Source organism: uncultured Roseobacter sp., assembly GCF_947496515.1.
Classification (GTDB): domain Bacteria; phylum Pseudomonadota; class Alphaproteobacteria; order Rhodobacterales; family Rhodobacteraceae; genus Roseobacter.
Map to the genome: position 1 here is coordinate 270,487 of NZ_CANMDB010000004.1, position 22,601 is coordinate 293,087.

A 22,601-nucleotide genomic window follows, 5' to 3' on the forward strand; every position below is an offset into this window, starting at 1 on the left:
CCTCTGGCGCCGCCTTTCTGCCCATCCACCGCGAGGAGCCGATGATCCAATATCGTGCATTCGCCCTGCGCAAGCTGGCGTCCATTGCCCCGCGGTATCTGCCCTTTGCCGATGTCGCAACCGAGGATGTGCCCCTGTCGCGGCTGCTGCGGCTGTCGCTCTTTCAGGTCACCGTCGGCATGGCGGTCGTGTTGCTCGCCGGTACGCTCAACCGCGTGATGATCGTGGAGCTGTCGGTGCCTGCCTCGCTTGTGGCGGTCATGCTGGCGCTGCCGTTGCTGTTTGCGCCCTTGCGCATGGTGATCGGCTACCGCTCTGACGTGCATGTCTCGGCCCTCGGGCTGCGACGGGTCCCCTATATCTGGAAAGGCACGCTCTACCAGTTCGGCGGCTTTGCCATCATGCCTTTCGCGTTGCTTGTGCTCTCGGGCTACGGCGAGTCCTTTGACGCGCCGCGCTGGTGGGGGCTGTCGTCTGCGGCACTGGCGTTTCTGCTGGTGGGTGCGGGCGTGCATATGGTGCAGACCGTCGGTCTGGCGCTCGCCACCGATCTGGTGCGCGAGGAAGACCAGCCCAAGGTTGTGGGGCTGATGTATGTGATGCTGCTCGTCGGTATGGTGCTGAGCGCGCTGGTTTTCGGCGCCCTTCTGCAGACCTACTCGCCGGGACGGCTCATTCAGGTCATTCAGGGGGCCGCGGTGCTGACCGTCGCGCTCAATCTCTTTGCCATGTGGAAGCAGGAAGCGCGTGATCGTGTGCGCGCCCAGCGGGTTCAAGGCACTGTTCCCGCCCCCTTCCGCACGGTCTGGCCACAGATGGCGCCGCTGCGGCCTTTGCTGATCATCATCGCGCTTGGCACGTTAGGGTTCGGGGCGGCAGATGTGCTGCTGGAACCCTACGGCGGACAGGTGCTCGGGTTTTCGGTGGCGGAGACGACGCGGCTGACCGCGTTGCTCGCGGGCGGTACGCTCATCGGCTTTGGCATCGCCTCAAAGGTGCTGGGCCGCGGAGGCGCGCCGCTGCGGCTGGCGCTCATCGGCGCGCTGACCGGCGTGCCGGGATTTGGCGCCATCATCCTGTCATCGCTGGGCGGTGGTGCGCTCATGTTTCTGGCGGGCACGCTTCTGACCGGCCTGGGGGCAGGGCTCTTCGGTCACGCTACGCTGACAGCCACGATCCGTGCCGCGCCGCGGGACCGCATCGGCCTTGCACTTGGCACCTGGGGTGCTGTGCAGGCAAGCTTCGCCGGGTTGGGCGTTGCGCTCGCCGGCATCCTGCGCGACGCGATCCTCGCCCTGCCGAACGGGCTTGAGACGACCGCTCATGCCCCCTACAGGGCGGTTTTTCTGGTTGAAATTGTTTTCCTTGTGCTCGCCTGCGCTATGCTTCTGTCCCAAGCGAGACAGACATCGCAGCAGCACACGTCCCCGCGGCCCGCAGCCGGGCCGCCCCCTCATCCGGCGGAGGCATCATGACAAACGTCATCACCCGATATTTCGAGGACGCCACAGTGGCATCCCGGGTCAAACGCTCGTTGGAGATCGAAGGCTTTCCCCGCGCCGATCTCTATGTGCTGTCGGACGCAGGCAAAGTGGTCGACGCGCTGACCAAAGAGCAAGTGGAGAAAAAGACCGCCACAGCCTACGCAGACCGGTTGAAGAAAGGCGGGGCCGTCCTGTTGGCCCGGGCGACCTACAAACCCCTGGGCGCCGCCCGCATGACGCGCGAGCTGACAGCGCAAGAAGGGGCCGCCGACATGGGCGACCTGACCGAGGAGGTCTTTGTCAAGGATCGCCCCGGCAGCGGTGGCGGGTCGGTCCTGACCAACCACCCGCGCTTTCTGACCCCTGCGCCGCGCGATCCGGAGAGTGATACCTATCACATGGCCGACTGGCCAATCCCGCTGATCAGTCGCCGCAAACCTTTTGATCTTTTTGCCTTTCCGCGTCACGCGCGGATGGCCAACTTCATCCTGCCACTGATCAGCCGCCGCAAGCCCAAGGACAACTTTGCCTTTCCGCGCCACGCCCGGATGGCCAAGTTTCCCATCCCGCTGCTAAGCAAGCGCAAGCCCTACGACCGCTTCGCCTTTCCGCGCCATGCCCGGATGGCAAACCTGATCCTGCCGCTGATCAGCCGCCGCAAACCCTACGACGGTACGCTGATCGGGCGGCACACGCGCATGGCCAACTGGCCTTTTCCACTGCTCATCAATGGCAAGACCGGTACCAACGCGCTGATCCCCGGCGGGCCCCGCATGGCAAACTTTCCCATCCCCTTGCTCAGCGACCGGAAGCCCACGGATAAGTTCGCCTTCCCCCGCCATGCGCGGATGGCAAAGCTGATCCTGCCGCTGATCAGCCGTCGCAAACCCTTTACGGGGTCGCTGTTCCAGCGCCACGCCCGCATGGCGGATGTCTTTCTGCCACTGGTGATCCCCCACGGTGCTTCGCCCAGAAAGAACAAGGGCTTCTCCTTCTCCGGGCTGTTGCGCATCCCGACACTGATCCGCCGCTGAGCGGGTCTGTCTCCGTGCGTCTGGGTAATTGTACCTAGGCAATACTGCTTATTCTCGCGCGTTTCGCTTTCGGGCACATTCTCCCGTGTCGGATATCGCCGGAGGATGTGCGTGATCAGCCATGCCAAGCCGGGCCCCCCGGGGTCCCGTGACGCGCCCTCGGGGCGCCCCCCGAAGGACACAGTCGGCGGCGGTGCCGGTGAGAACGCGCGCATCGCCCTGCATTTGTTGACCATCGGGGTCGATGCCAAGGCGGCCTATCTGTTCTCTGCCCGTGAACTTGACCTGACCATTGGCCAACCCGCCGGTGGTCGCCCGCTGCTGCACGATGACGTCATGCACGGTCAGGCCTTGCTGCTTTCAGCACAGGTTGCGTCCCTCTACGCACCGCTGGCCGTTGATGACATCTACGCCCATCCGCTGATCCGCCGGGCCGAGGTGCTGTCCGGGCATCGCCTGCGAGCGTTCCTCGGGGCACCGATCCGCGACGCGGATGGCGCGCTCTTGGGCGTCATGTGCGCCATTGACACGGTTGTACGTCGCTGGACGGCGCAGGACTGCGCCATGATTGCGCAAATAGTTGCTCAGTTAGACCTTCGTCGGCTGTCGTTTTTCTGAAATTATGTAACAATATCGTTCAATAAGAGAAACGGTACGGGTACGAAAACCGACATGACATGCGGCGACGACTGACGGGATGGGCACCGACCTCTTCCGCACCGACGAGCCTTGGATGGCGAGATGCCCGTCACTGCGGTGGATAGCGGGGGTATGAAGCTATCGCTCGGCATGATCCTCGCGCTCTGTCTGGCGGGGCTGCAGTTCGTGGCTGTGACCACGGTCGTGTTCTCTTCTTTTCTGACGTCGCAAAAGGTGCTGCTTGAACACGCGGGCGATCTGCTCAGCGATGTAGGGGTCAACACGATCACCCACGCGCGCGAATTCCTGCAACCCGCCAAGGGTGCCGCAGAGCTTGCCACCCGACTGGCTGAGACGGATGTGATCGTCAGCGAGAACACCGCGCAGCTGGAAAAGCTGCTGTTCCAGCAGCTGCAGATCTCGCCGCAGTTCGCCGGGCTTTTTTACGGGGATGAGGCGGGAAACTTCGTCTATGTGATGCGCAGCAAGGGGCCGGGGCCGTTCCGTACAAAGATCGTGCGCCGCAACGACGACGCCCGCAGCACGCAGCTGATCTGGCGTGACGATGACTACAACATCATGCTCGCCCGACAGGATCCCACCGATACCTTCGATCCGCGCCGCCGCCTGTGGTATCAAACCGCTAAGGCGCAGCAGACCAGCATCTGGACAGATCCCTATATCTTCTTCACGTCCCAGACCCCCGGGATCACGGCGGCCTCGCCGGTTTTCGGCAATACCGGTGAGTTGAAGGGGGTCGTGGGTGTCGATATCGGCATTGAAGCCATCTCCGGATTTCTGTCGCAGCTGAACGTGGGCGACAACGGTGCTGCGCTGATCCTCAACCGCAATGGCGACGTGATCGCGCACCCGGACAGCCATCTGATCCGGACGGCCAACCCTGACGGCAGCTTTCGCTTCACCAGCATAGATGAAATCGGCGACCCGGTGGCGCGCGCCGCCTTCGGCTGGCTGGGCCGAGACGGCGATATCTCGATCTCGGAAGAGGTGTCGCTGCAGTTTGTGAACGACGGGAAAAGCTATGTCTCCAAGGTGATGCCGGCGATCAGCCCGCAACTGCCCTGGACCATCGCCGTCTATGCGCCCGAATCCGATTTTACCGGTGAAATCAAGGCCAACCGAACCCAGAACATCTGGATTGCGGCGGCCATCGCCCTGATCACCGCTGTGTGTGGGCTGGCGCTGGCGCATCTCATTCACAAGCCGGTGCGCGCTTTTGCGGTGCGTGCCTCACTGGTCAGCCAGGGTGAGGTTTCCGCCAGCGATCCGCTGCCCCGCACCTACCGGGAGTTGGAACGCGCCAACGAGACCCTCGTTCAGGCCATCGCCGAGCGGCGCAAATCCGAGACCGAGTTCGGGCGCACCTTTGATCTGGCGTCCAGTGGAATGGCGCAGGTTGCCGCCGGGACGGGACAGCTGATGCGCACCAATGCCAAGCTGGCCGACATGCTGGGCTACACCGCTGCGGAGCTGCGCGGCATGCGGGTGCAGGATATCTCGCACCCAGATGATCCGGTCGCCGCGATTTTCGAGAAGGAGGACGATACCGCCCGGTCGGAATACCTGCACGAAAAGCGCTTGCGGCGCAAAGATGGCAGTGTGATCTGGGTGAACGAGAACGTGATCGCGATCCGCGATGAGGCGGGGGTGATCCAGCACGCGGTGCTGACCGTCGATGACATCACCGAGCGCAAGGCAGCCGACCGTCAGATTGAACGGCTCAACCGAGATCTGTCGCATTCCGCGCGGGTCAACATGATGGGGCAGATGGCGACCAGCCTCGCCCATGAGCTCAACCAACCGCTGCTGGCCATCACCCAGAACATGGACAGCGCGCTTTTCGCGCTGAACAAGGCTGGATCCGACATCGGTGAGCTCAAGACCATCCTCGAAGAGACCGACCGTCATGCCCACCGGGCGGGTGACATCATCCGCGCCCTGCGGGGCTTCGTGAAAAAGGACGGTGTCGGCAAGATGAATTTCGATTTCGCGGAGCTGACCGAGCAAACACTGCATCTCATCCGCTCAGAGGCGCGCGATCAGGGGGTCAGCATCCGCATCCGGCTCCCCGAGATCGAGCCGGTCTACGGCAGCCGGGTGCAGATCGCGCAGGTCCTGCTGAACCTCTTGCGCAACGCCATCGAGGCCATCGCGGAAGGCGGTGGGCAAAGGCGGATCATCTGGATCAGCGGCGAGGAGACACAGGCCGGGCTCACAGTGTCCATCACCGATACCGGCCCCGGCTTTGCCCCCGGCGCGCGCCCCTTCGAGCAGTTCGAGACCACCAAGGAGGACGGCATGGGCCTCGGCCTGTCGATCTGCCGGTCCATCGTGGAGGCGCACGGCGGCCGGCTCTGGTTCCGGCTGGATCCCGACGGGCTGTCCGAGTTCTGTTTTACCCTGCCGCGGTTGATGCCCAGGATGCCCAAGGGGGTGCACGATGCCGTCAGCGCCTGAACCGTGTGTTTTCATCGTCGATGATGATGAGGACATCCGCACGTCCCTGTCACGCGCGCTGCGGCTGAGGGGGTACGAGACATCGGTTTTCGCCTCTGCCCAGGCTTTTCTGGAGGGCTACGATCCGGAGCAACCGGGCTGTCTGATCCTGGACTACGGTTTGCCCGAAATGACGGGGCTGGAGTTGCAGGAGCTTCTGATCACGAAGGGGTACGCGCTCCCGGTGATCTTTATCACCGGCCACGGTGGGGTGCCGGAATCCGTGCGGGCGATGAAGCTGGGCGCACTTGATTTTCTGGAAAAACCATTCAAACAGGAAGTGTTACTGGCACAAGTTGATGCAGCACTTGAGCTTGATGCCCGCCGCCGTCGAGGGCAGGACAAGGCGCGGACGGCCAAGGCCCGCTTTGATCGGCTCACCGAGCGTGAGCGCGAGATTGCGGGTATCTTCGTCTCCAATCCGTCCAGCGCCACCAGCAAGGACGTGGCGCGACAGCTCGACATCAGCCCGCGCACCGTCGATCATCACCGGGCCCGCATCTTGGAGAAGATGCGGGTGAACTCCGTGGCGGAGCTGATTGACCTCGCCATCACAACCCGGCTGGTCGAAAAGCGCTGAGCGGGGCCGGGCGGTGGACTGGATCTGGACCCGGTTTGGGCCTTGCGACCCGGTGAGGCGCAGGCGCGCGACAGAATGCCAACACGTCGGTTCGACCAAAGCGACTGATCAACCGGGTGTAGCCGCGCGGGTCCAGTCTCGGTGCGTTTGGAGCTCTCGCATTTCGGTGTTCATGTAAGGCAACCATCCTCGGTCACGCGCGCCGCCGCTTTTTTTGCAGCACGCTCAAGGATGTGCGCGATCTTTGAGATGTGCGCAAAACTGCTGTCAGGCACCGCGTTCGATCGTGCCGACAGGATGACGATCACCGATCCTTCAATGCTTTCCTCAAGGGGTCGGACCATGTGAGATAGCCGCCAACATCATGTGAAAGCCCATGCGTCGAATCTACGCTGCGCTCAGCGTCATCAATCGGCGCGCGGTATCCCGAGTTTTTCGTGCAAAGGGATTTCCGTGGCCTTGCACGGAACGCCCGGTTGGTATCGGCGGGGAGCGCTGAACGGTTAGAACTCTAGGCAGTCTCAGGCGACGGCGCAGCGCGACATGGGCCGCCCTTCACCGATTTGATATCGACAGGAGAGCCCGTCGGCCACCGCGCCTGTCATCCCGTCCTGCTTCGGTACCCGCACCCGATGCCCTGCCGCCGGTGGATCACCAACCGGGGAAATCTGGGTCGAAGGGGGGCTACAGCGGACCTATCGCCCTGGGCCGCGCAGCTTTCTTGGAGCACCCGGCCCAGCGACAGCGAGGAAAGCAGATGCGCGCAGTCCGACAATCAAGCCGTTTTGCTTAGGCCGTCCACGGTGGCGGAAAGGTCTAATCGCCGGTCGCCGAGCCTCTCGCCGAACCCATCCTATGCTGCTCTGACCTGAAAACGGACGATCTGCGGTCGATCGTGCGGGCTCCTGCTCCCCAGCCGCTTAAGGGCGCAACAGAAGAGATGTGCAATCCGCAGCATCCGCCTGTTCCTTTACAGAAAGTAGGAGCCATCGTGATTACTGGCACGGTTTCAACATCATCGCACCGGTGTCTGCATTCGCTGTTGCAGCATATCTTGCGGGGAGATGCGACCTGCCTCGACGCTGTTGCGCGGAACAAGCCTTGAGCGTGTATTGTGGTTGATACTCGAACCGGGCCTTGTGGACCTAACCACATGCGCCAAACCCATGTCATGCGCCGGTAAGTCGGGTGCGTGGGAAGCCGCTCTTTTGCCCAGATCGCCTAGGCCTCGAGGCATTTCTCATACACGCCACGGGCGAATTGCGCTAGGCAGTCTTGCCTAGGCAAAGACGCCAATTGTGACCAACCGGCTTTTGCTGCATTTTGCCGGCACAGTGTGGGTGTAAGGGAGTGTCGGTTTTGGTTACGGCGACCCGGTACCGAGTGTTCATTTCGCTTTTGACGAATGACCTATTTTGACGTGAGATTTTACAGCCGGTTTGTTTCGAGTGCGTATGACTTGGCCTACCCGGATATGCGTTGCAGTTCGATGCACACGATCGGATTGCAACGCTGCCGGTCTCTCTCCCCAGGGATTTGCCGTGTGGTACCGTGGTCGAAAAGGCGCAACGTCTGCTGTAACCGCCAAATTTGTCAGCTGACGATGCTCAATCAGCTCTGCGCAAAAAGCCGTGATACAGGTAAAATGCTCTATAAAGGCATCGAAAACCCGTCCGATTTCCGGGCCGACCTGAGGGCGTTATCGCCCCCAGCTGCGGACCACACCGCAGTCCATATGGACAAAATTGGACCGCGAGTATTTACCAACTCCACCGCCTTTGCAGGCGCGCGCGGCACGGGCCAGCTGACCGACGGAGCGGCTCGATAGCCGCAGGTCCGCCGCCTGGCCTTTCATGTGCAACGAGTTCTTGGCCACACCGCGGCTGCGCGACCGCAGCATCGCGTTGGTCTGCGGACTGCGATACCCAGACAGCAGCATGTAAGGCTCGGACGCATCAAGCAGATTATGTGCCGCCGACATGATGTCGATGGTGCGCAGATCCATGGATTTCACACCATCGGTCCGCCAGTCGCGCATGAAATGATTGATTTCCTTCACGGATTCGCGGACATATTCGCCCTCGATCCAGTAGATCATATCGATGCGCTCGCCCGTCCGGCCCGAGTACATCTTGATCCGTCTGATATCACCGGCGCCGCGAAGAAACCCCGCCGCATTGCCAAAAGTCGGTGCTGCCGTGATCGCCGTCGCCGCAAATGCACCCAGCAAGGTGCGGCGAGACATACTCAATGAGCTGCCTGTCGTCATATGGTTTTCGCCCCGTATACTGCCTTTACCCGTGATGTTACACGAGGGTGTCATCTCATCCCCAGATGCAACATGAGGTATGGCATAGCGCCGATTGTTAACCAAGTGCTGAAAGCGGATGTGGTTGTTTGCACACAATTTTAGGCAAAATATTGCCAGTTCGTGGCGTGGTTGAATTTCGGTCTGAACACGATGCAACCGTGCATCACGTTCAGTTTTCCTTGACCGTGCCGTGAAATGTTATTGGACAGCGGTGCGGCAGGCTGGCCAAAACCCGTGTTAACTATTTGTTCATGAGGTTTGAAATGGTATTTGCGTTGTCCCGCCACCGGCTTGTTGTCGCCCGTGCCCTGCTGGTGTTTGCCATGCTCCTGTGGGCCACCGTGCCGGGGCCCGCCGCCGCGCAGGATACCGCGTTCCGGCAGGCCGTGGCCGAAGCAGCCAGCGATGACGCGGACATTGCCGCCTTTTACAAGGCCAACGGCTACCGTGGCATCTGGACCGCGCGGGGAGAGGACCGGCAGCGTCGTGCGGCACTGCTCAAGGCGCTCGCCGGGGTTGACGCGCATGGTCTGCCCGCCGCGCGCTACGACCTGCCCGGCTTGCAGGCCCGGATGCAGACAGCACGTACACCGCGCGAACTGGGCCTGCTCGACGTTGAAATGAGCCGCATTTTCCTGCAATACGCCCGCGATGTGCAGACCGGGCTGCTCGTGCCCAGCCGCATCGACAGCGCCATCGTGCGGAGCATCCCCTATCGCGACCGGACATCCTACCTCACCAATCTGACCAAATCCTCGGTCAAAGGGTTTTTCCGCGCCTTGCCGCCGCAGACCCGCGAATACACCGCACTGATGAAGGAAAAGTTGCGGCTCGAGCGTCTGCTGGCGGCCGGTGGCTGGGGGCCTGCGGGCCCGTCGGAGACGCTGAAGCCGGGCGCCTCGGGGCCGCAGGTCGTTGCACTGCGCGACCGGCTGGTGCGGATGGGCTATATGGGGCGCAGCGCCGCGCCCACCTATGATGCGGCCCTCCAGAGCGCCGTGCAGGCCTTTCAGGCGGCCCACGGTCTGGCGCAGGACGGCGTGGCCGGCCCCGGGACCCTGACCGAGATCAACACCCCCGTCGCGACCCGCCTGCAGTCGGTGATCGTTGCCATGGAACGCGAACGCTGGGTCAACCGCGACCGGGGCGACAGGCACGTGGAGGTCAACCTCACTGATTTCAGCGCCAAGATCATCGATGGCGGCAAGACCACCTTCGAGACCCGCTCCGTGATCGGGCATCGCGCCAGCGACCGGCAGTCGCCCGAATTCTCCGATGTGATGGAGTTCATGGTGATCAACCCCAGCTGGTACGTGCCCCGCTCCATCGCGACCAAGGAGTATCTGCCCGAGCTGAAGGCCAACCCCAACGCGGTCAGCCATCTGGAGATCACCGACCGCAATGGCCGCCGCATCGACCGCTCGGCGGTGGATTTCACCCAGTTCACCGCACGCACCTTCCCGTTTTCCATGCGTGAGCCACCCAATCAGGGCAACGCTCTGGGGCTGGTGAAATTCATGTTCCCCAACAAATACAACATCTACCTGCACGACACCCCGGCCAAGAGTCTCTTTGGCCGCGAGGTCCGCGCCTATAGCCACGGCTGCATCCGGCTGGCCGATCCGTTTGACTTTGCCTACGCGCTGCTGGCCAAACAGACGTCCGACCCCGAGGGCTTCTTTCAGTCCAAACTGGCCACCGGGCGCGAACAGCAGGTGAACCTGGAGACGCCCGTGCCGGTCCACATCATCTACCGCACCGCCTTTGTGGACGGCAAAGGCCGCCCCCAGTTCCGCCGCGACATCTACGGTCGTGACGGCAAGATCTGGGATGCGCTGGCCAAGAGCGGGGTGGCATTGCGCGCGGTTCAGGGCTAAATCTGCCCGGGACCAACCCCCGGGAAGAGAGCCGCTGCCATGACGAGCAAAAGCCACAGCGTCGCCGAGATCGCGACCGCCTTGGGGGCGACCGCCCACGGCGACACCACCCTGCGCATCGCCCGCGCGGCGGAACCACAGACCGCCCGCGCGGGCGATCTGGCCATCGCCACCAGCCAACGCTACGCTGACGCGCTGAGCGCAGGGCAGGCGCAGGTGGGCTTGCTGTGGGACGGTGCCGATTGGCAGGCGCTCGGGCTCAAGGCTGCCATCATCCCGAACCGGCCCCGCTATGCCATGTCCGGTGTGACGCGGTTGCTCGATCCGGGGCAGGGGTTCGGCACCGGGATCCATCCCGCGGCCATCATCGACCCCTCGGCAGAGCTGGGCGAGGGGGTCCATATCGGCCCCTTCACGGTCATCGGCCCCGGCGCGCGCATCGGTGCGGGATCCATCATCGGGCCGCAATGCTTCATCGGCTGGAACGCCACGCTGGGGCCGGGCGCCTTTCTGCGCGAGGGCGTCAGCATCGGCGCGCGGGTGAGCATCGGCGCGCGCTTTATCGCACAACCCGGTGCGCGCATCGGCGGTGACGGCTTTTCCTTCGTCACGCCCGAACGCTCCGCGGTGGAGGCCACGCGCAGCACGCTGGGCGACCGGCAGGACGCGGCAGGCCAATCGTGGACCCGCATCCACTCGCTGGGCGCGGTCACCCTCGGCGACGACATCGAGATCGGCATGAACGCGGTGATCGACTGCGGCACCATCCGCGACACGGTGGTGGGCGACCGCACCAAGATCGACAACCTCGTGCACATCGGCCACAACTGCACCATCGGCACCGATTGCCTGATCTGCGGCTGCGTGGGCATCGCGGGTTCCGTGGACATCGGCAACTTCGTGGTGCTCGGCGGTCAGGTGGGCGTCAGCGACAATATCTTCATCGGTGACGGCGTGATCGCGGGCGGCGGCAGCAAGCTGATGTCCAACGTGCCCGCGGGGCGCTCCGTGCTGGGATACCCGGCGGTCAAGATGGACACCCATATCGAGACCTACAAGGCCAGCCGCCGCCTGCCGCGCCTCATGCGCGACATCGCGGCCCTCCAGAAAGCGGTTTTCAAATCGGGCGCAAGTGACTAAATCCCAGATCAAGTGACGCCCCGGAGGACCGCGCCATGAGCACCAAGGATCAAGTCATCGCCATCATTGCCGAACAGGCCGTGCTGGACCCCTCGGATGTGACCATGGACAGCACGCCGGAAAGCCTCGGGATCGACAGCCTGGGTCTGGTTGAAAGCATCTTCGCCATCGAAGAGGCCTTCGACATCTCGGTGCCTTTCAATGCCAACGACCCGCAGGCCTCGGATTTCGACATCTCCACCGTGTCCTCCATCATCGCAGGCATCGAACGGCTGCGCGCCGAGCAGAGCTGACGCCGGTGAACCGCGTCGTCATCACCGGGGCCGGGACGATCAACGCTCTGGGCCATGACGTGCCCGGCACGCTGGCGGCCATGCGCGAAGGGGTCTGCGGCATCGGCGCGCTGGAGCTGCGCGATGTGGACCGGCTCTCCATCCAGATCGGCGGTCAGGTACGGGGGTTCGAGGCCGAAGGTCGCTACAACCGCCAGCAGATGTCGCTCTATGACCGCTTCACCCAGTTCACCCTGGCCGCGGCAAAGGAGGCGATCGACCAGTCGGGCCTGAGCTTTTCCGGCGAGCTTGCGGCGAAATCCGGCGTCGTGCTGGGCACCGCTGGCGGCGGCGTCAGCACCTGGGACGACAACTACCGCTCCGTCTATGAGGACGGCAAGAACCGTGTGCACCCCTTCGTGGTGCCCAAGCTGATGAACAATGCCGCTGCCTGCCATGTCAGCATGGAGCACAACCTCAAGGGCCCGTCCTTCACCGTCTCGACTGCCTGCGCGTCCTCCAACCACGCCATGGCGCAGGCCTTTGCGATGGTCCGCGCGGGTATGGCCCCGGTGATGATCACCGGCGGCTCGGAATCGATGCTGTGCTTCGGGGGCGTCAAGGCCTGGGAAGGTCTGCGCGTGATGAGCCGCGATGCCTGCCGCCCGTTCTCCGCCAACCGCAACGGGATGGTGCAGGGCGAGGGGGCAGGGGTCTTCGTCTTCGAGGATTACGACCACGCCCGTGCCCGTGGCGCGCAGATCCTCTGCGAGGTGGCGGGCTTTGCCATGTCCTCGGATGCCAGCGACATCGTCATGCCCTCCAAGAACGGGGCCGCGCGGGCGATGGCGGGCGCGCTGGCCGATGCGCGCATCGACCGGTCAGAGGTGGGATACATCAATGCCCACGGCACCGGGACGGCGGCCAATGACAAGACCGAATGCGCCGCTGTTGCGGATGTCTTCGGACCGCACGCGGACAAGCTGATGATCTCCTCCACCAAATCCATGCACGGCCATCTCATCGGCGGCACAGGCGCGGTCGAGCTTCTGGCCTGCATCATGGCCCTGCGCGACGGTGTGATCGCGCCCACCATCGGCTATGAGGAACCGGACCCGGAATGCGCGCTCGACGTGGTGCCGAATGAGGCGCGCGAGGCGGCCGTCACCGTCGCGCTGTCCAATGCCTTTGCCTTTGGCGGCATGAACGCCGTGGTGGCTCTGCGCGCGGTCTGACCGTCGGGCACAGGGCACCCTGCCTATGACCTCTGCCGCCACCCGGCCCCAAGGCCGGGCAGCCCCCGACCCTCCTCGATGGAGGGGAGGGGGCTTCTCCCCGCCCAAGGGCGCGCAAAACGCGATCACCGCCTGTCCGGTGCCGGAGGATCCGCCAGAACCGGCACGATCACCGACAGCGCGGGCATCCCAAGAAGGCGCGCTGCCTTACTGGTCGATCACGGACACCACGTCATAGCTGGCGGTGAAGCCGCTCAGCGACATGGGGATGTTCACCTGCTGATCGGGCGCCATGACCGGCACGATTGTCAGCACCGCACGACCCCCGCGTTTGAAGGCGGTCACATCCGCCTCCGTCAGACCCAGCCGCGCGTAACAGCCGATCTGGTTGCAAAAGGCAAAGGGATAGCGGCGCACCGGATTTTCATCGATCCTGATCGACAACTGTGCCGCGAGCGATGTCTCCAGAGGGACGATCACCGTCGCTCCGGCCACCGCCTGCCCGCCCTCGGGCAAGCGAAAGAGCGATACCTCCGCCAGCGGTGTCTCTTCGTCATCCACCAGGAACTGGTACATCTGGCACGGATCATCACCGCTCTCCGTGCGGATGCAGCGCATGCTCCAGTCACCGAATTTCTGGCCAATGTACGTCTGACCCACCTGTGGCTCGTCGGTGACCTCTTCGCCCAGGCTCAGCCCATCGGGGACACCGGGTGCGGGCGCGTCGTCGTCCGCGGGGGCATCTGTTGCCGCGGGCGGCGTCTCGGTGCTGTCGCTCTGGGCCAGCACCGGTGCGGCGCTCAGCGCCATCAGCGCGGCAAAACTCAGGGCAAGGGAGAAAGGCGTGGGTGTCGGCATGATCGCTCCGTTCGCTGGACTTTCCCCGCTCTAGCATGGGTCTGCGCGACTGTCAGGCCCAGTCGGCGGGAAACCCACATGGCATGCCATCATTTTTGGGAGAGCGGGGATTCTGCAAGGAGCGGGCATTTCCGGCCCCGCAAGCTCTTCGGGCAATGCGCGCGTCAGACAAAGGCTGCCCACCCGTCGACCGCATCCAAGGCCCTGACATAAGAAAGGGATGCACAAGGCATCCCCTTCCGGTATTTTTTTCTCCCCGTCGGACTGGCCGACTTATTGCGACGTACGCTACGAAACGGCATGCGCCGCGTCAACAGCAAACTCGTCCTTCGCGTACTACGGTAAACACATCCCGCAAGGGTTGAGTGGGCAAGGAAAAAAGGCCGTACCGACGAACGGCACGGCCAGTCAAACAGGGAGGATGTCCGAACCGGAAAGGACATGAAATCTGGTCCGAACAACTTCACTATGGCGCTTAAAGGTTAACATCCTATGGTCGGCGCAGGAGATTGGACCAAAAAGGGAGCAGGCGCATGACATCGGGCATCTTCATCGGCGGCGGGGGCGCGGGTTACGGCACCCAGCAGTTTCTCGATCTGGGCTACGCCAACCGCCACGGTCTGATCGCGGGAGCCACCGGCACCGGCAAGACCGTGACCCTGCAGATCCTGGCCGAGGGTTTTTCCGCCGCAGGTGTCCCGGTGTTCCTCTCCGATGTCAAAGGGGATCTCTCGGGCCTCGCCAAATCCGGCAGTGCCGGGCACAAGCTCCACGGCCCCTTTACCGAGCGTGCAGGCACCATCGGGTTTTCCGACTTCGCCTACGCCGCCTTTCCGGTCACCTTCTGGGATCTCTTCGGGGATCAGGGCCATCCCGTGCGCACCACGGTCTCCGAGATGGGGCCGCTCCTGCTCGCCCGTCTGCTGGAGCTGACAGAGGCGCAGGAGGGGATCCTCAACATCGCCTTTCGCGTCGCCGACGAGGATGCGCTGCCGCTGCTCGATCTGAAGGATCTGCAATCCCTGCTGGTCTGGATCGGCGAGAATGCGCGCGATCTGTCCCTGCGCTACGGCAATGTCTCCTCAGCCTCCATCGGCGCCATCCAGCGCCGGTTGCTGGTGCTGGAGAACCAGGGCGGGGCAGGGCTCTTTGGTGAGCCCGCGCTGGCGCTCAGCGATCTCATGCGCGTGGATGCTGATGGCCGCGGCCGCATCAACATCCTGGCCGCCGACAAGCTGATGGGCGCGCCCGGGCTCTACGCCACCTTTCTGCTCTGGCTGCTGTCGGAGCTTTTCGAGGAGCTGCCCGAGGTGGGCGATCCCGACAAACCCAAGCTGGTCTTCTTCTTCGACGAAGCACACCTGCTCTTTGACGACGCCCCCAAGGCGCTGGTGGACAAGGTCGAGCAGGTCGCGCGCCTGATCCGCTCCAAGGGCGTTGGCGTCTACTTCATCACCCAGAACCCGGCGGATGTGCCCGAAGACATCCTCGGCCAGCTCGGCAACCGCATCCAGCACGCGCTGCGCGCCTTCACTGCCAAGGACCGCAAGGAGCTGCGTCTGGCCGCCGAAACCTACCGAGAGAACCCCGCCTTCGACACCGAAGAGGCCATTCGCGCCGTCGGTGTGGGCGAAGCGGTGACCTCGATGCTGCAGCGCAAGGGCGTGCCGGGCGTGGTCGAACGCACACTCATTCGGCCCCCGTCCTCGCAACTGGGGCCGATCACCAAGGCCGAACGCGCGGCGGTGCTCGCGGCCTCCGACATGGGCGGCAAATACGACACGCCAGTGGACCGCCAGTCCGCCTACGAGATCCTGCAACAGCGCAGCCAGCAGGCCGCGGCGGAGGCCGAAAAAGCCGAAGAGCAGGCCGAGGAAACCTCCGCCCAGGCCCGCGAGTTCAACGCCGCCCGCCGCTACTCCGGCAGCCGCGTCCCCCGCTCGTCGGCCCGCAGTTCGCGTCGTCAGAGCAAAACCCTGGGCGGCGCGCTGGCCGGTGCCGTGATCAAGGAGCTTTCCGGCACCACCGGCCGCCGCCTCGTCCGCGGCATCCTGGGCGGGTTGTTCAAGGGGCGGTGAACGGGCGGTTGTCCGGCGACCGGCGGCAACGAACCCGAACTGCCCCGACCGCTGCGCCATTGCCGTTGCTTCAGATCTCCCCGAAAAACGCTGGATAGCCGTCATCTTCCGCGCCGCGACAGACCGACGCGGGACGCATCAGCCAGCGTGATCATCCCTTTCATTCTCCCTACGTTGCGGAGATCCCTCGGAGCCCGATCAAGAACGTGACCCCCGGTCCGCGAGACGATCCCGGCGACGCTTGCATAGGTGCGTCAATTGCCGGACATCATCCGGCGCAGCGTCGTGTCACGATCAATGAAATGGTGCTTGAGGGCCGCCCCGACGTGCAGCACCACCACCGCGACCAGAAGATACCCGACATAGGTGTGTAACGCCGATGCGACAGACACGATCCACGAAATCTCGGATTGCGCCGGAATCTCGAACCAGCCGAAAACCGAAACCGGATTGCCCCGAAAGACTGTAAAGACGATGCCGGACGCTGGCATGATCACAATCCCGGCGAGCAGCGACCAATGGACGGCCTTTGCACCCCGTAGCTGCCAGTCAGGCATGGCGGCAACGGGGGCAGGAAACCCCTGACCCAAACGCCATCCGACCCGCCAAATACCAAAGGTCAACACGAGCACGCCGATTGATCGATGGATACCAACGAGCGGTCGCTTGGCTTCGCGCTCAAGCCCCCCGAATTCGAGGTATAGACCGAATCCGAGCATACCGATCATGGCGATGGCGACGATCCAGTGATTGAAACGCGAAACAGAACTGTACTCTTTTGTCTCTGGCACTTTCAGGATCCCTTCTATGCGCGCCAACGGGGCGGTGCGCTGGCGTCACACCCCTCTTTCGGGTCTGTCACCCCGCAACCCGACTGCGCCCCCGGACCGGGCAACATCGCGTTTGGGCCAGCGTCGTTTGCGTGACCATGATACACCCCGCAGGCATCGGCGTGCCCACAGCAGTCATCCAACCCGACAGGTGTGGCGCCATCGGGCAGTCGCTGCTCCGGGATCGGATACTCATCCATCCAGATCCCAACCTCAGCGCCTTCCCCCGTGTCGATCTTCCTGGCGGTCCTGAACAGGCGATCGGTCACCGCACGGCAGTGATCCCCGACATGCGGGTTTCCATGTCTGCCGCACTCATCGAAAGGCGCCATGGTGTAAGCCTTGAGGATGGCATTCACCGGCCTCATCCCCTCATCAAACCCAATGCCGCCTCTTTCCGCGGTGTCTTGCGTCGGTTGAGGATACCTGGGACCGGTCACACGGATCCGAGGCTCCGCTTTCACCGTCACGCTGAAACCGGGTGTCTTCATGCCGTCTGTCACAGCGCGCCCAATCCCCGCCGGAGGCGACATGATCTGCGCGCCCGTCAGAAACGTCTCGACTTTTTGAAGCCGGTTGCGCGCGTGCGCTGGCGGTTCCACCACCAGACAACCACGCTGCATGCTTTTTGCCATGCGCACTATCACGAAACCTCACCTCAGACCGCAAGTTGATCTCGATTCGTAGTTAGTATACTAACTGTTAGTATGTTGCGTAAATCTCTTAAACTCCACGCCCTGTTGCATTCCGCTGATTTGATCGAACAGCACCTGCGGATCGAACTTGAACCGCTGGGGCTGCGGCCTCGGCAAGCCCGCCTTCTCGACGCGCTCGATCACGCAGGCACAAGCAGCCAGGTCGATCTCGCGCGGGCATTCGATGTGTCGCCAGCCAGCATGAGCACGATGACGCAGCGGCTGGTGCAGGGCGGCTATGTCCTGCGCACCGTGGATCCTGATGAGCGTCGAACCAATACGCTGGAATTGACCGAAAAAGGCCGCGCTCTCCTGTCTGACGTGCGCAAGGCCTGGCGGAACGTGGACAGGATCATTGAAAACGCAATCGGGGCGGAGAATGCGGGGCAACTGGCGTCGCTGGCTTTCGGCTTGCGTGACGCCTTGGGTGGACGGCCACCGGCCAAAGCTCTGAAAGCAGGCAAACCGCATAAAGCCGATGTGGATAACCGACGCCGAACCTGACCCCGCGAAAATAGTTCAGAAATTTTCGACGGAAATCAGGCGGCGCATCGTGCAACGACCACGGGTCCAGACGCTGGGGAAGTCGCTATGAAAACGCCGGTCACCATCATTCTTGCTGTCATCCTCGTCGCGGGGACCTACGCGGTGACCTTCGGGGCACCCGGCACGGTCCTGTCCTTGCTGCCACAGGAGCAATCGGCAGAGCCCGCGGACACCGACGCGCCGGGACAGCACGCACAACCGTCCCTCCGCCAGCGGCCCGGCAGGGGGGGACGGCAGAACGGCACGGCCACCCTCGTGGTAACCCAAACACTTGAACTGGCGCCTCACAAGCGTGTTTTACGCGCGATCGGCAGTGGGGTCGCCGCGCGCAGCGTAGATGTCACAGCGGATGTGTCGGGCATGATCACCGATATGCGGATCAGCCCCAACGACCGGGTCAAGGTGGGTGATATCCTGTTCCAGCTCGATGACAGAACAGAACGGTTGAACGTCGAAATGGCGCAGGCGGAACTTGATCAGGCGTCCCAGGCGCTGCAACGGTATCGCAGCCTGGCGAGCAGCTCGGCCGTGTCGGCGGTGAACCTTGCGGACGCGGAGATTGCTCAACGTCTGGCAGAGGCAAATCATGGGCTTGCGCAAGTGGCGCTGGAGGAACGTGCAGTGCGTGCGCCCATCGCCGGGCAGGTCGGGCTCAGCACGCTCGACATCGGGGACCGGATCGACACAGGCGACATGTTGATCACCATCGATGCGCTCGACGACCTGCTGGTCGAATTCGAGCTGCCAGAACGCGCCATCGGTTTGCTCGACCTGGGCCGCAGTATCCGCGCCAGCACCCCCGTTTATGTGGGCGAGGTCTTTGCGGGCCGCGTCGTCGCCTATGACAGCCGTCTCGACAGTGTCACGCGCAGCGTCACGGTTCAGGCGTTGATCGACAACAGCGATCGCAGGCTTTGGTCAGGCATGACGTTTTCCGTGCGGCTAGAGGATCAGACCGATCCGCGGCCCGTCGTCCCCGCGACCGCCGTCACCTGGACGCGGGAGGGGGCCGGGGTGTGGATTGTGGACAAGGGAACGGCCTCACGCGTACCGGTCACGATACTTTACCGGCAGGGTGATCGCATCTGGCTTGACGCCGACCTTGCCGCAAAGGTCGACATCGTGACCGAGGGCGCACAGAAACTGCGCCAAGGTGCAACGGTCCGCAGCCTCGGGACGCGTCCCGAGGATCCGGGGCGAGGAGAGAGGCCAGAGCCTGCGCCCGCGGTGGTATCTGAAAATCCCTCAACCGATCCGTCACGCCAGCCTGCCGCAGCCGCAGGACCGCAGACTGGAACAGGCAGCCCGCAGCCCGCCAGCGAGGACCCGGCATGAACGACAGCAGGCTCCACCGCATGGGCCGCTCGGGCCTCGCGGATCTGATTGTCTCCCGTCCCATTCTGGGGATTGTCCTGAACCTTCTGATCCTGATCGCCGGACTGGCGGCGCTGCTCAACGTCGATGTGCGCGAGATGCCGGACGTGAACCGGCCTGTCCTGTCTGTCCGCACCGAATTCGAGGGTGCTGTGCCCTCGACCGTGGACACCGAGGTGACACAGGTGCTCGAAGACGCGCTGAGTGCACTTGATGGCGTGGCCTATATCGAATCGCGCTCGTCGACCGGCGAAAGCCGCATCACACTGGATCTGTCCGAAGGCACCAATATCGACATCGCCGCCAGCGAGGCGCGCGAAATTGTCTCCGATACCGCGCGTCAGCTTCCCGAGGACATCGAGGATCCGGTCGTATCCAAGAGCGATACGGGATCGGACGCCATTATCCGGCTTGCCCTGCAGGGTGATGCCACGCTGGATGAGCTGACCCAGCTTGCGGAGGGACCGATCTACGATCGCCTCTCCTTGATTGATGGCATCGCCGAGGTAACGACACGAGGCGACCGGGCCGATGAATTCCGGATCACGCTCAATGTCCCCTCCTTGCTGAGCCGCGGCCTGACCATCTTCGATGTTGCCGACGCCCTGGGCAATTTGCGCGATGACACGCCGCTGGGATCATTGGAATCGGAGAACCAGACCCTGGCACTTCGGGTCGGCCACCCGGAGGTAACGGTTAAGACAATCGGCAGTATCCCGATCAATGAGACCGCCCGCGTTTCGGATGTGGCCTACGTGCAAAAGGCCGCCGAGGACAGCGAGGTCTTTGTCCGGGTGAACGGACAAACCGGCGTCGGCCTTGAAATCACCCGACAGTCCGAAGGCAATACGCTGACCATCTCGCGCGAGGTGCGCGCTGCTGTCCAAGAGTTGCAATCAGCCCTGCCGGAGGGTGTCGCACTTTTCATAACCACCGATGACGGGGTTTTTATCGAGGGGTCGATGACCGAGGTGACCAAATCGATCCTGTTGGCCACGCTGATCGTGATTGTGGTGATCCTGGGTTTTCTGCGCTCGCCGCGGGCCACGCTGATCCCGGCGGTCACGATCCCGGTCGCACTGGTCGGGTCAGTGGCGGCGATCTGGATGGTGGGCTTTTCCGTCAACACGATTACGCTGCTCGCCTTTGTTCTGGCGACCGGCATGGTGGTCGATGACGCCATCGTGGTGGTCGAGAACATCGCACGCAAACGCACCTCCGGGATGGGCAAGGCGGCGGCCGCCGCCGCGGGCACCAACGAGGTCTTCTTTGCCGTCATTTCGACCACCGCAACGCTGGCAGCGGTGTTTATCCCGATATCGTTCCTGCCGGGTCAGGCAGGCGGTGTATTTTCCGAGTTCGGGTTCGTGCTGGCCTTCTGCGTGACGCTCTCCTCGATCACGGCATTGACGCTGACACCGGTGCTGGCGTCGATGCTGGACCCCGGCAAACCAAGGACCCCCGACGCGGGCAGGACGACCCCGCTGTCCGGGCCGGGATGGCTGGCGCGTGCCTTTGATGCGGTGATGGACTGGTCGCTCCGAAACCCGGTCATTGTGCTGGCGACCGCCGTTTGCTTTGCCATCATCGCTGTCGGCGGGGCCCGCACATTGACCTCCGAGATCACGCCCGATGAGGATCGGGGTGTTTTCCTGATCCAGGCGCGCGGTGCCAGCGATACGACGACGGACTACCTGGAGACACAGGTGACCCAGATCGAGGCCATTCTGGCCCCTCTGCGCGAAAGGGGCGATATCACCAGTGTTCTCAGCATCGTGGGCGTCGGAGGCGGGACCAACGCCTTTATCGTGGCCCGCCTTCCCGACTGGGCGGACCGCGATCGCACGCAGCAGGACATCGCAGCCGAGGTCAACGCAGATCTTGCCGCGGTGCCGGGCGTTCAGATATCCACCCGGTCGCCCAACAGCCTGAACATTCGCGGCGCCGGACGGGGTCTGACATTCGCCGTGACAGGCAGAAATCTGGATGACGTCACATCGGTCGCGGACCAGTTGATTGCGGCCATGGAACAGGATGCCAGCTTTATCAATCCGCAACTCAGCAACACCTCGGTTCAGGCTCAGCTCGAACTGCGGGTCGATGACGAGATGGCGGGCCTCTTCGGGCTCACAACCTCCGAAATCGCCGAGACGATCAGCGCCTTCGTCCAAGGAGAGGTCGCTGTCAGCGTCTTCCAGAACGACATTGAAACCGATGTGACACTCTACCCCGGAGGACCGCCGATCGACGACCCCTCCGATCTTGAATCGCTCTTCATGCGCATGGATGACGGTCAATATGTACCGCTGTCGGCACTTGCCACGCTGAACCACATCGTCAGCCCCTCCGAGATTGAACGCCAGGCGGGGGCGCTGGCCGTGTCGGTTCAGGCCAACCTGGCGGACGGCGTCGATCTGGGCAGTTCGATGACAGCGCTCGACCTGATCGCCACCGAGATACTGCCCGACGGCGTCTCAGTCGTTTTCACCGGCGAGGCCGCGACGCTGGTCGGTGGTCAGTCAGCCATCTACGTTATTCTCGCTGCCGCCCTTCTGGTGGTGTTTCTGGTCCTGTCCGCGCAGTTTGAGAGCTTCGTCAGCGCCATTGTCATCCTGCTCACGGTGCCATTCGGGCTCGCGGCGGCGGTGCTGGCGATTTCGCTGACCGGCGGGTCGCTCAACTACTACAGTCAGATCGGGTTGGTGATGCTGATCGGGGTGATGTCCAAGAACGGCATTTTGATCGTTGAGTTTGCCAACCAGCTGCGCGCAGATGGTCAGGACATCGATAGCGCCATCCGCGATGCGCTGCGGCTTCGCATCCGCCCCGTGATGATGACGATGGTGTCCACCGTCTTTGGCGGGCTTCCCCTCTTGCTGACCTCCGGTGCAGGCGCCGAAGCGCGGATCGCCGTGGGCTGGGTGATCATCGGTGGTCTGGGCTTTGCCACTTTGTTCACGCTGTTCCTGATACCGATCTTTTATCGGTACCTCGCCGGTCTTGGCCATGAGCCGGGCTCGGCGGCCCATCGCCTTGTACGAGAGCGCGACGAGGCGGTTGGCAAGAAAGCCGCTCCGGCAGCGTAGCGTGGCGCGGGGAGAATGCCGACGAACCCACGTGTAGGTCAAGTC

At 63.3% G+C, this 22,601-nt stretch carries 18 protein-coding genes; 13 read left to right on the forward strand and 5 right to left on the reverse strand.

Annotated features, from left to right (window positions below):
• Positions 1–41 precede the first annotated feature (41 nt).
• The 5 genes from Q1A53_RS10150 to Q1A53_RS10170 all read left to right on the forward strand — a co-directional run bounded on the left by Q1A53_RS10150 (position 42) and on the right by Q1A53_RS10170 (position 6,254).
• A complete protein-coding gene (locus Q1A53_RS10150) occupies positions 42–1,475 on the forward strand; it encodes a PucC family protein (RefSeq protein WP_299965863.1) in 1,434 nt (477 codons plus the stop codon).
• The gene (locus Q1A53_RS10155; RefSeq protein ID WP_299965866.1) at positions 1,472–2,518 is read left to right on the forward strand and encodes a PucR family transcriptional regulator; all 1,047 of its coding nucleotides are present in this window, start codon (positions 1,472–1,474) and stop codon (positions 2,516–2,518) included. Before Q1A53_RS10150 ends, Q1A53_RS10155 begins: the two co-directional genes overlap by 4 nt.
• Before the next feature lie 111 nt (positions 2,519–2,629).
• Positions 2,630–3,136 (forward strand): GAF domain-containing protein, encoded by a 507-nt coding sequence (locus tag Q1A53_RS10160; RefSeq protein WP_299965869.1) that lies wholly within the window; start codon positions 2,630–2,632, stop codon positions 3,134–3,136.
• Positions 3,137–3,289: 153 nt separating this feature from the next.
• A complete protein-coding gene (locus tag Q1A53_RS10165) occupies positions 3,290–5,635 on the forward strand; it encodes an ATP-binding protein (protein ID WP_299965872.1) in 2,346 nt (781 codons plus the stop codon).
• Positions 5,619–6,254: a response regulator gene (locus tag Q1A53_RS10170; protein WP_299965875.1), complete on the forward strand. Its 636-nt coding sequence runs from the start codon at positions 5,619–5,621 to the stop codon at positions 6,252–6,254. Before Q1A53_RS10165 ends, Q1A53_RS10170 begins: the two co-directional genes overlap by 17 nt.
• Before the next feature lie 170 nt (positions 6,255–6,424).
• Here Q1A53_RS10170 and Q1A53_RS10175 read toward each other — a convergent pair whose 3' ends face one another.
• Positions 6,425–6,562 (reverse strand): hypothetical protein, encoded by a 138-nt coding sequence (locus Q1A53_RS10175; RefSeq protein WP_299965878.1) that lies wholly within the window; start codon positions 6,560–6,562, stop codon positions 6,425–6,427.
• A 1,391-nt stretch (positions 6,563–7,953) separates the two neighbouring features.
• On the reverse strand, positions 7,954–8,499 hold the full coding sequence (locus Q1A53_RS10180; RefSeq protein ID WP_299965882.1) for a DUF882 domain-containing protein: 546 nt from the start codon (positions 8,497–8,499) through the stop codon (positions 7,954–7,956).
• A gap of 317 nt (positions 8,500–8,816) precedes the next feature.
• Here Q1A53_RS10180 and Q1A53_RS10185 point away from each other — a divergent pair, with 317 nt between their 5' ends.
• The 4 genes from Q1A53_RS10185 to Q1A53_RS10200 are packed head-to-tail and all read left to right on the forward strand — an operon-like array spanning position 8,817 to position 13,089.
• Complete coding sequence (locus Q1A53_RS10185) at positions 8,817–10,442, forward strand: L,D-transpeptidase family protein (protein ID WP_299965885.1); 1,626 nt, start codon at positions 8,817–8,819, stop codon at positions 10,440–10,442.
• Positions 10,443–10,481: 39 nt separating this feature from the next.
• Positions 10,482–11,582 (forward strand): UDP-3-O-(3-hydroxymyristoyl)glucosamine N-acyltransferase, encoded by a 1,101-nt coding sequence (locus Q1A53_RS10190; RefSeq protein ID WP_299965888.1) that lies wholly within the window; start codon positions 10,482–10,484, stop codon positions 11,580–11,582.
• A 35-nt stretch (positions 11,583–11,617) separates the two neighbouring features.
• Positions 11,618–11,875 carry an acyl carrier protein gene (locus Q1A53_RS10195; RefSeq protein ID WP_299965891.1) on the forward strand — a complete coding sequence of 86 codons (258 nt, stop codon included), beginning with the start codon at positions 11,618–11,620 and terminating at the stop codon, positions 11,873–11,875.
• A gap of 5 nt (positions 11,876–11,880) precedes the next feature.
• A complete protein-coding gene (locus tag Q1A53_RS10200) occupies positions 11,881–13,089 on the forward strand; it encodes a beta-ketoacyl-[acyl-carrier-protein] synthase family protein (protein WP_299965894.1) in 1,209 nt (402 codons plus the stop codon).
• Between the two features lie 207 nt (positions 13,090–13,296).
• On the opposite strand, the gene Q1A53_RS10205 is transcribed toward Q1A53_RS10200, so the two are convergent.
• The gene (locus Q1A53_RS10205) at positions 13,297–13,947 is read right to left on the reverse strand and encodes an invasion associated locus B family protein (protein ID WP_299965897.1); all 651 of its coding nucleotides are present in this window, start codon (positions 13,945–13,947) and stop codon (positions 13,297–13,299) included.
• A gap of 533 nt (positions 13,948–14,480) precedes the next feature.
• Here Q1A53_RS10205 and Q1A53_RS10210 point away from each other — a divergent pair.
• A complete protein-coding gene (locus Q1A53_RS10210) occupies positions 14,481–16,025 on the forward strand; it encodes a helicase HerA-like domain-containing protein (protein ID WP_299965899.1) in 1,545 nt (514 codons plus the stop codon).
• A 254-nt stretch (positions 16,026–16,279) separates the two neighbouring features.
• Here the strand turns inward: Q1A53_RS10210 and Q1A53_RS10215 are convergent, their stop codons facing one another.
• Both Q1A53_RS10215 and Q1A53_RS10220 read right to left on the reverse strand, forming a co-directional pair.
• Positions 16,280–16,816: a cytochrome b gene (locus tag Q1A53_RS10215; protein ID WP_299965902.1), complete on the reverse strand. Its 537-nt coding sequence runs from the start codon at positions 16,814–16,816 to the stop codon at positions 16,280–16,282.
• Positions 16,817–16,830: 14 nt separating this feature from the next.
• Complete coding sequence (locus Q1A53_RS10220) at positions 16,831–17,478, reverse strand: hypothetical protein (RefSeq protein ID WP_299965905.1); 648 nt, start codon at positions 17,476–17,478, stop codon at positions 16,831–16,833.
• Between the two features lie 84 nt (positions 17,479–17,562).
• On the opposite strand from Q1A53_RS10220, the gene Q1A53_RS10225 reads away from it, so the two are divergent.
• From Q1A53_RS10225 to Q1A53_RS10235, 3 genes are all read left to right on the forward strand, one after another.
• Positions 17,563–18,054, forward strand: coding sequence for a MarR family transcriptional regulator (locus Q1A53_RS10225; RefSeq protein ID WP_299965908.1), 492 nt, complete (start codon positions 17,563–17,565; stop codon positions 18,052–18,054).
• Between the two features lie 87 nt (positions 18,055–18,141).
• Positions 18,142–19,431 (forward strand): efflux RND transporter periplasmic adaptor subunit, encoded by a 1,290-nt coding sequence (locus tag Q1A53_RS10230; RefSeq protein WP_299965911.1) that lies wholly within the window; start codon positions 18,142–18,144, stop codon positions 19,429–19,431.
• Positions 19,428–22,556 carry an efflux RND transporter permease subunit gene (locus Q1A53_RS10235; RefSeq protein WP_299965914.1) on the forward strand — a complete coding sequence of 1,043 codons (3,129 nt, stop codon included), beginning with the start codon at positions 19,428–19,430 and terminating at the stop codon, positions 22,554–22,556. The genes Q1A53_RS10230 and Q1A53_RS10235 overlap by 4 nt, the downstream gene beginning before the upstream one ends.
• Positions 22,557–22,601: the final 45 nt, after the last annotated feature.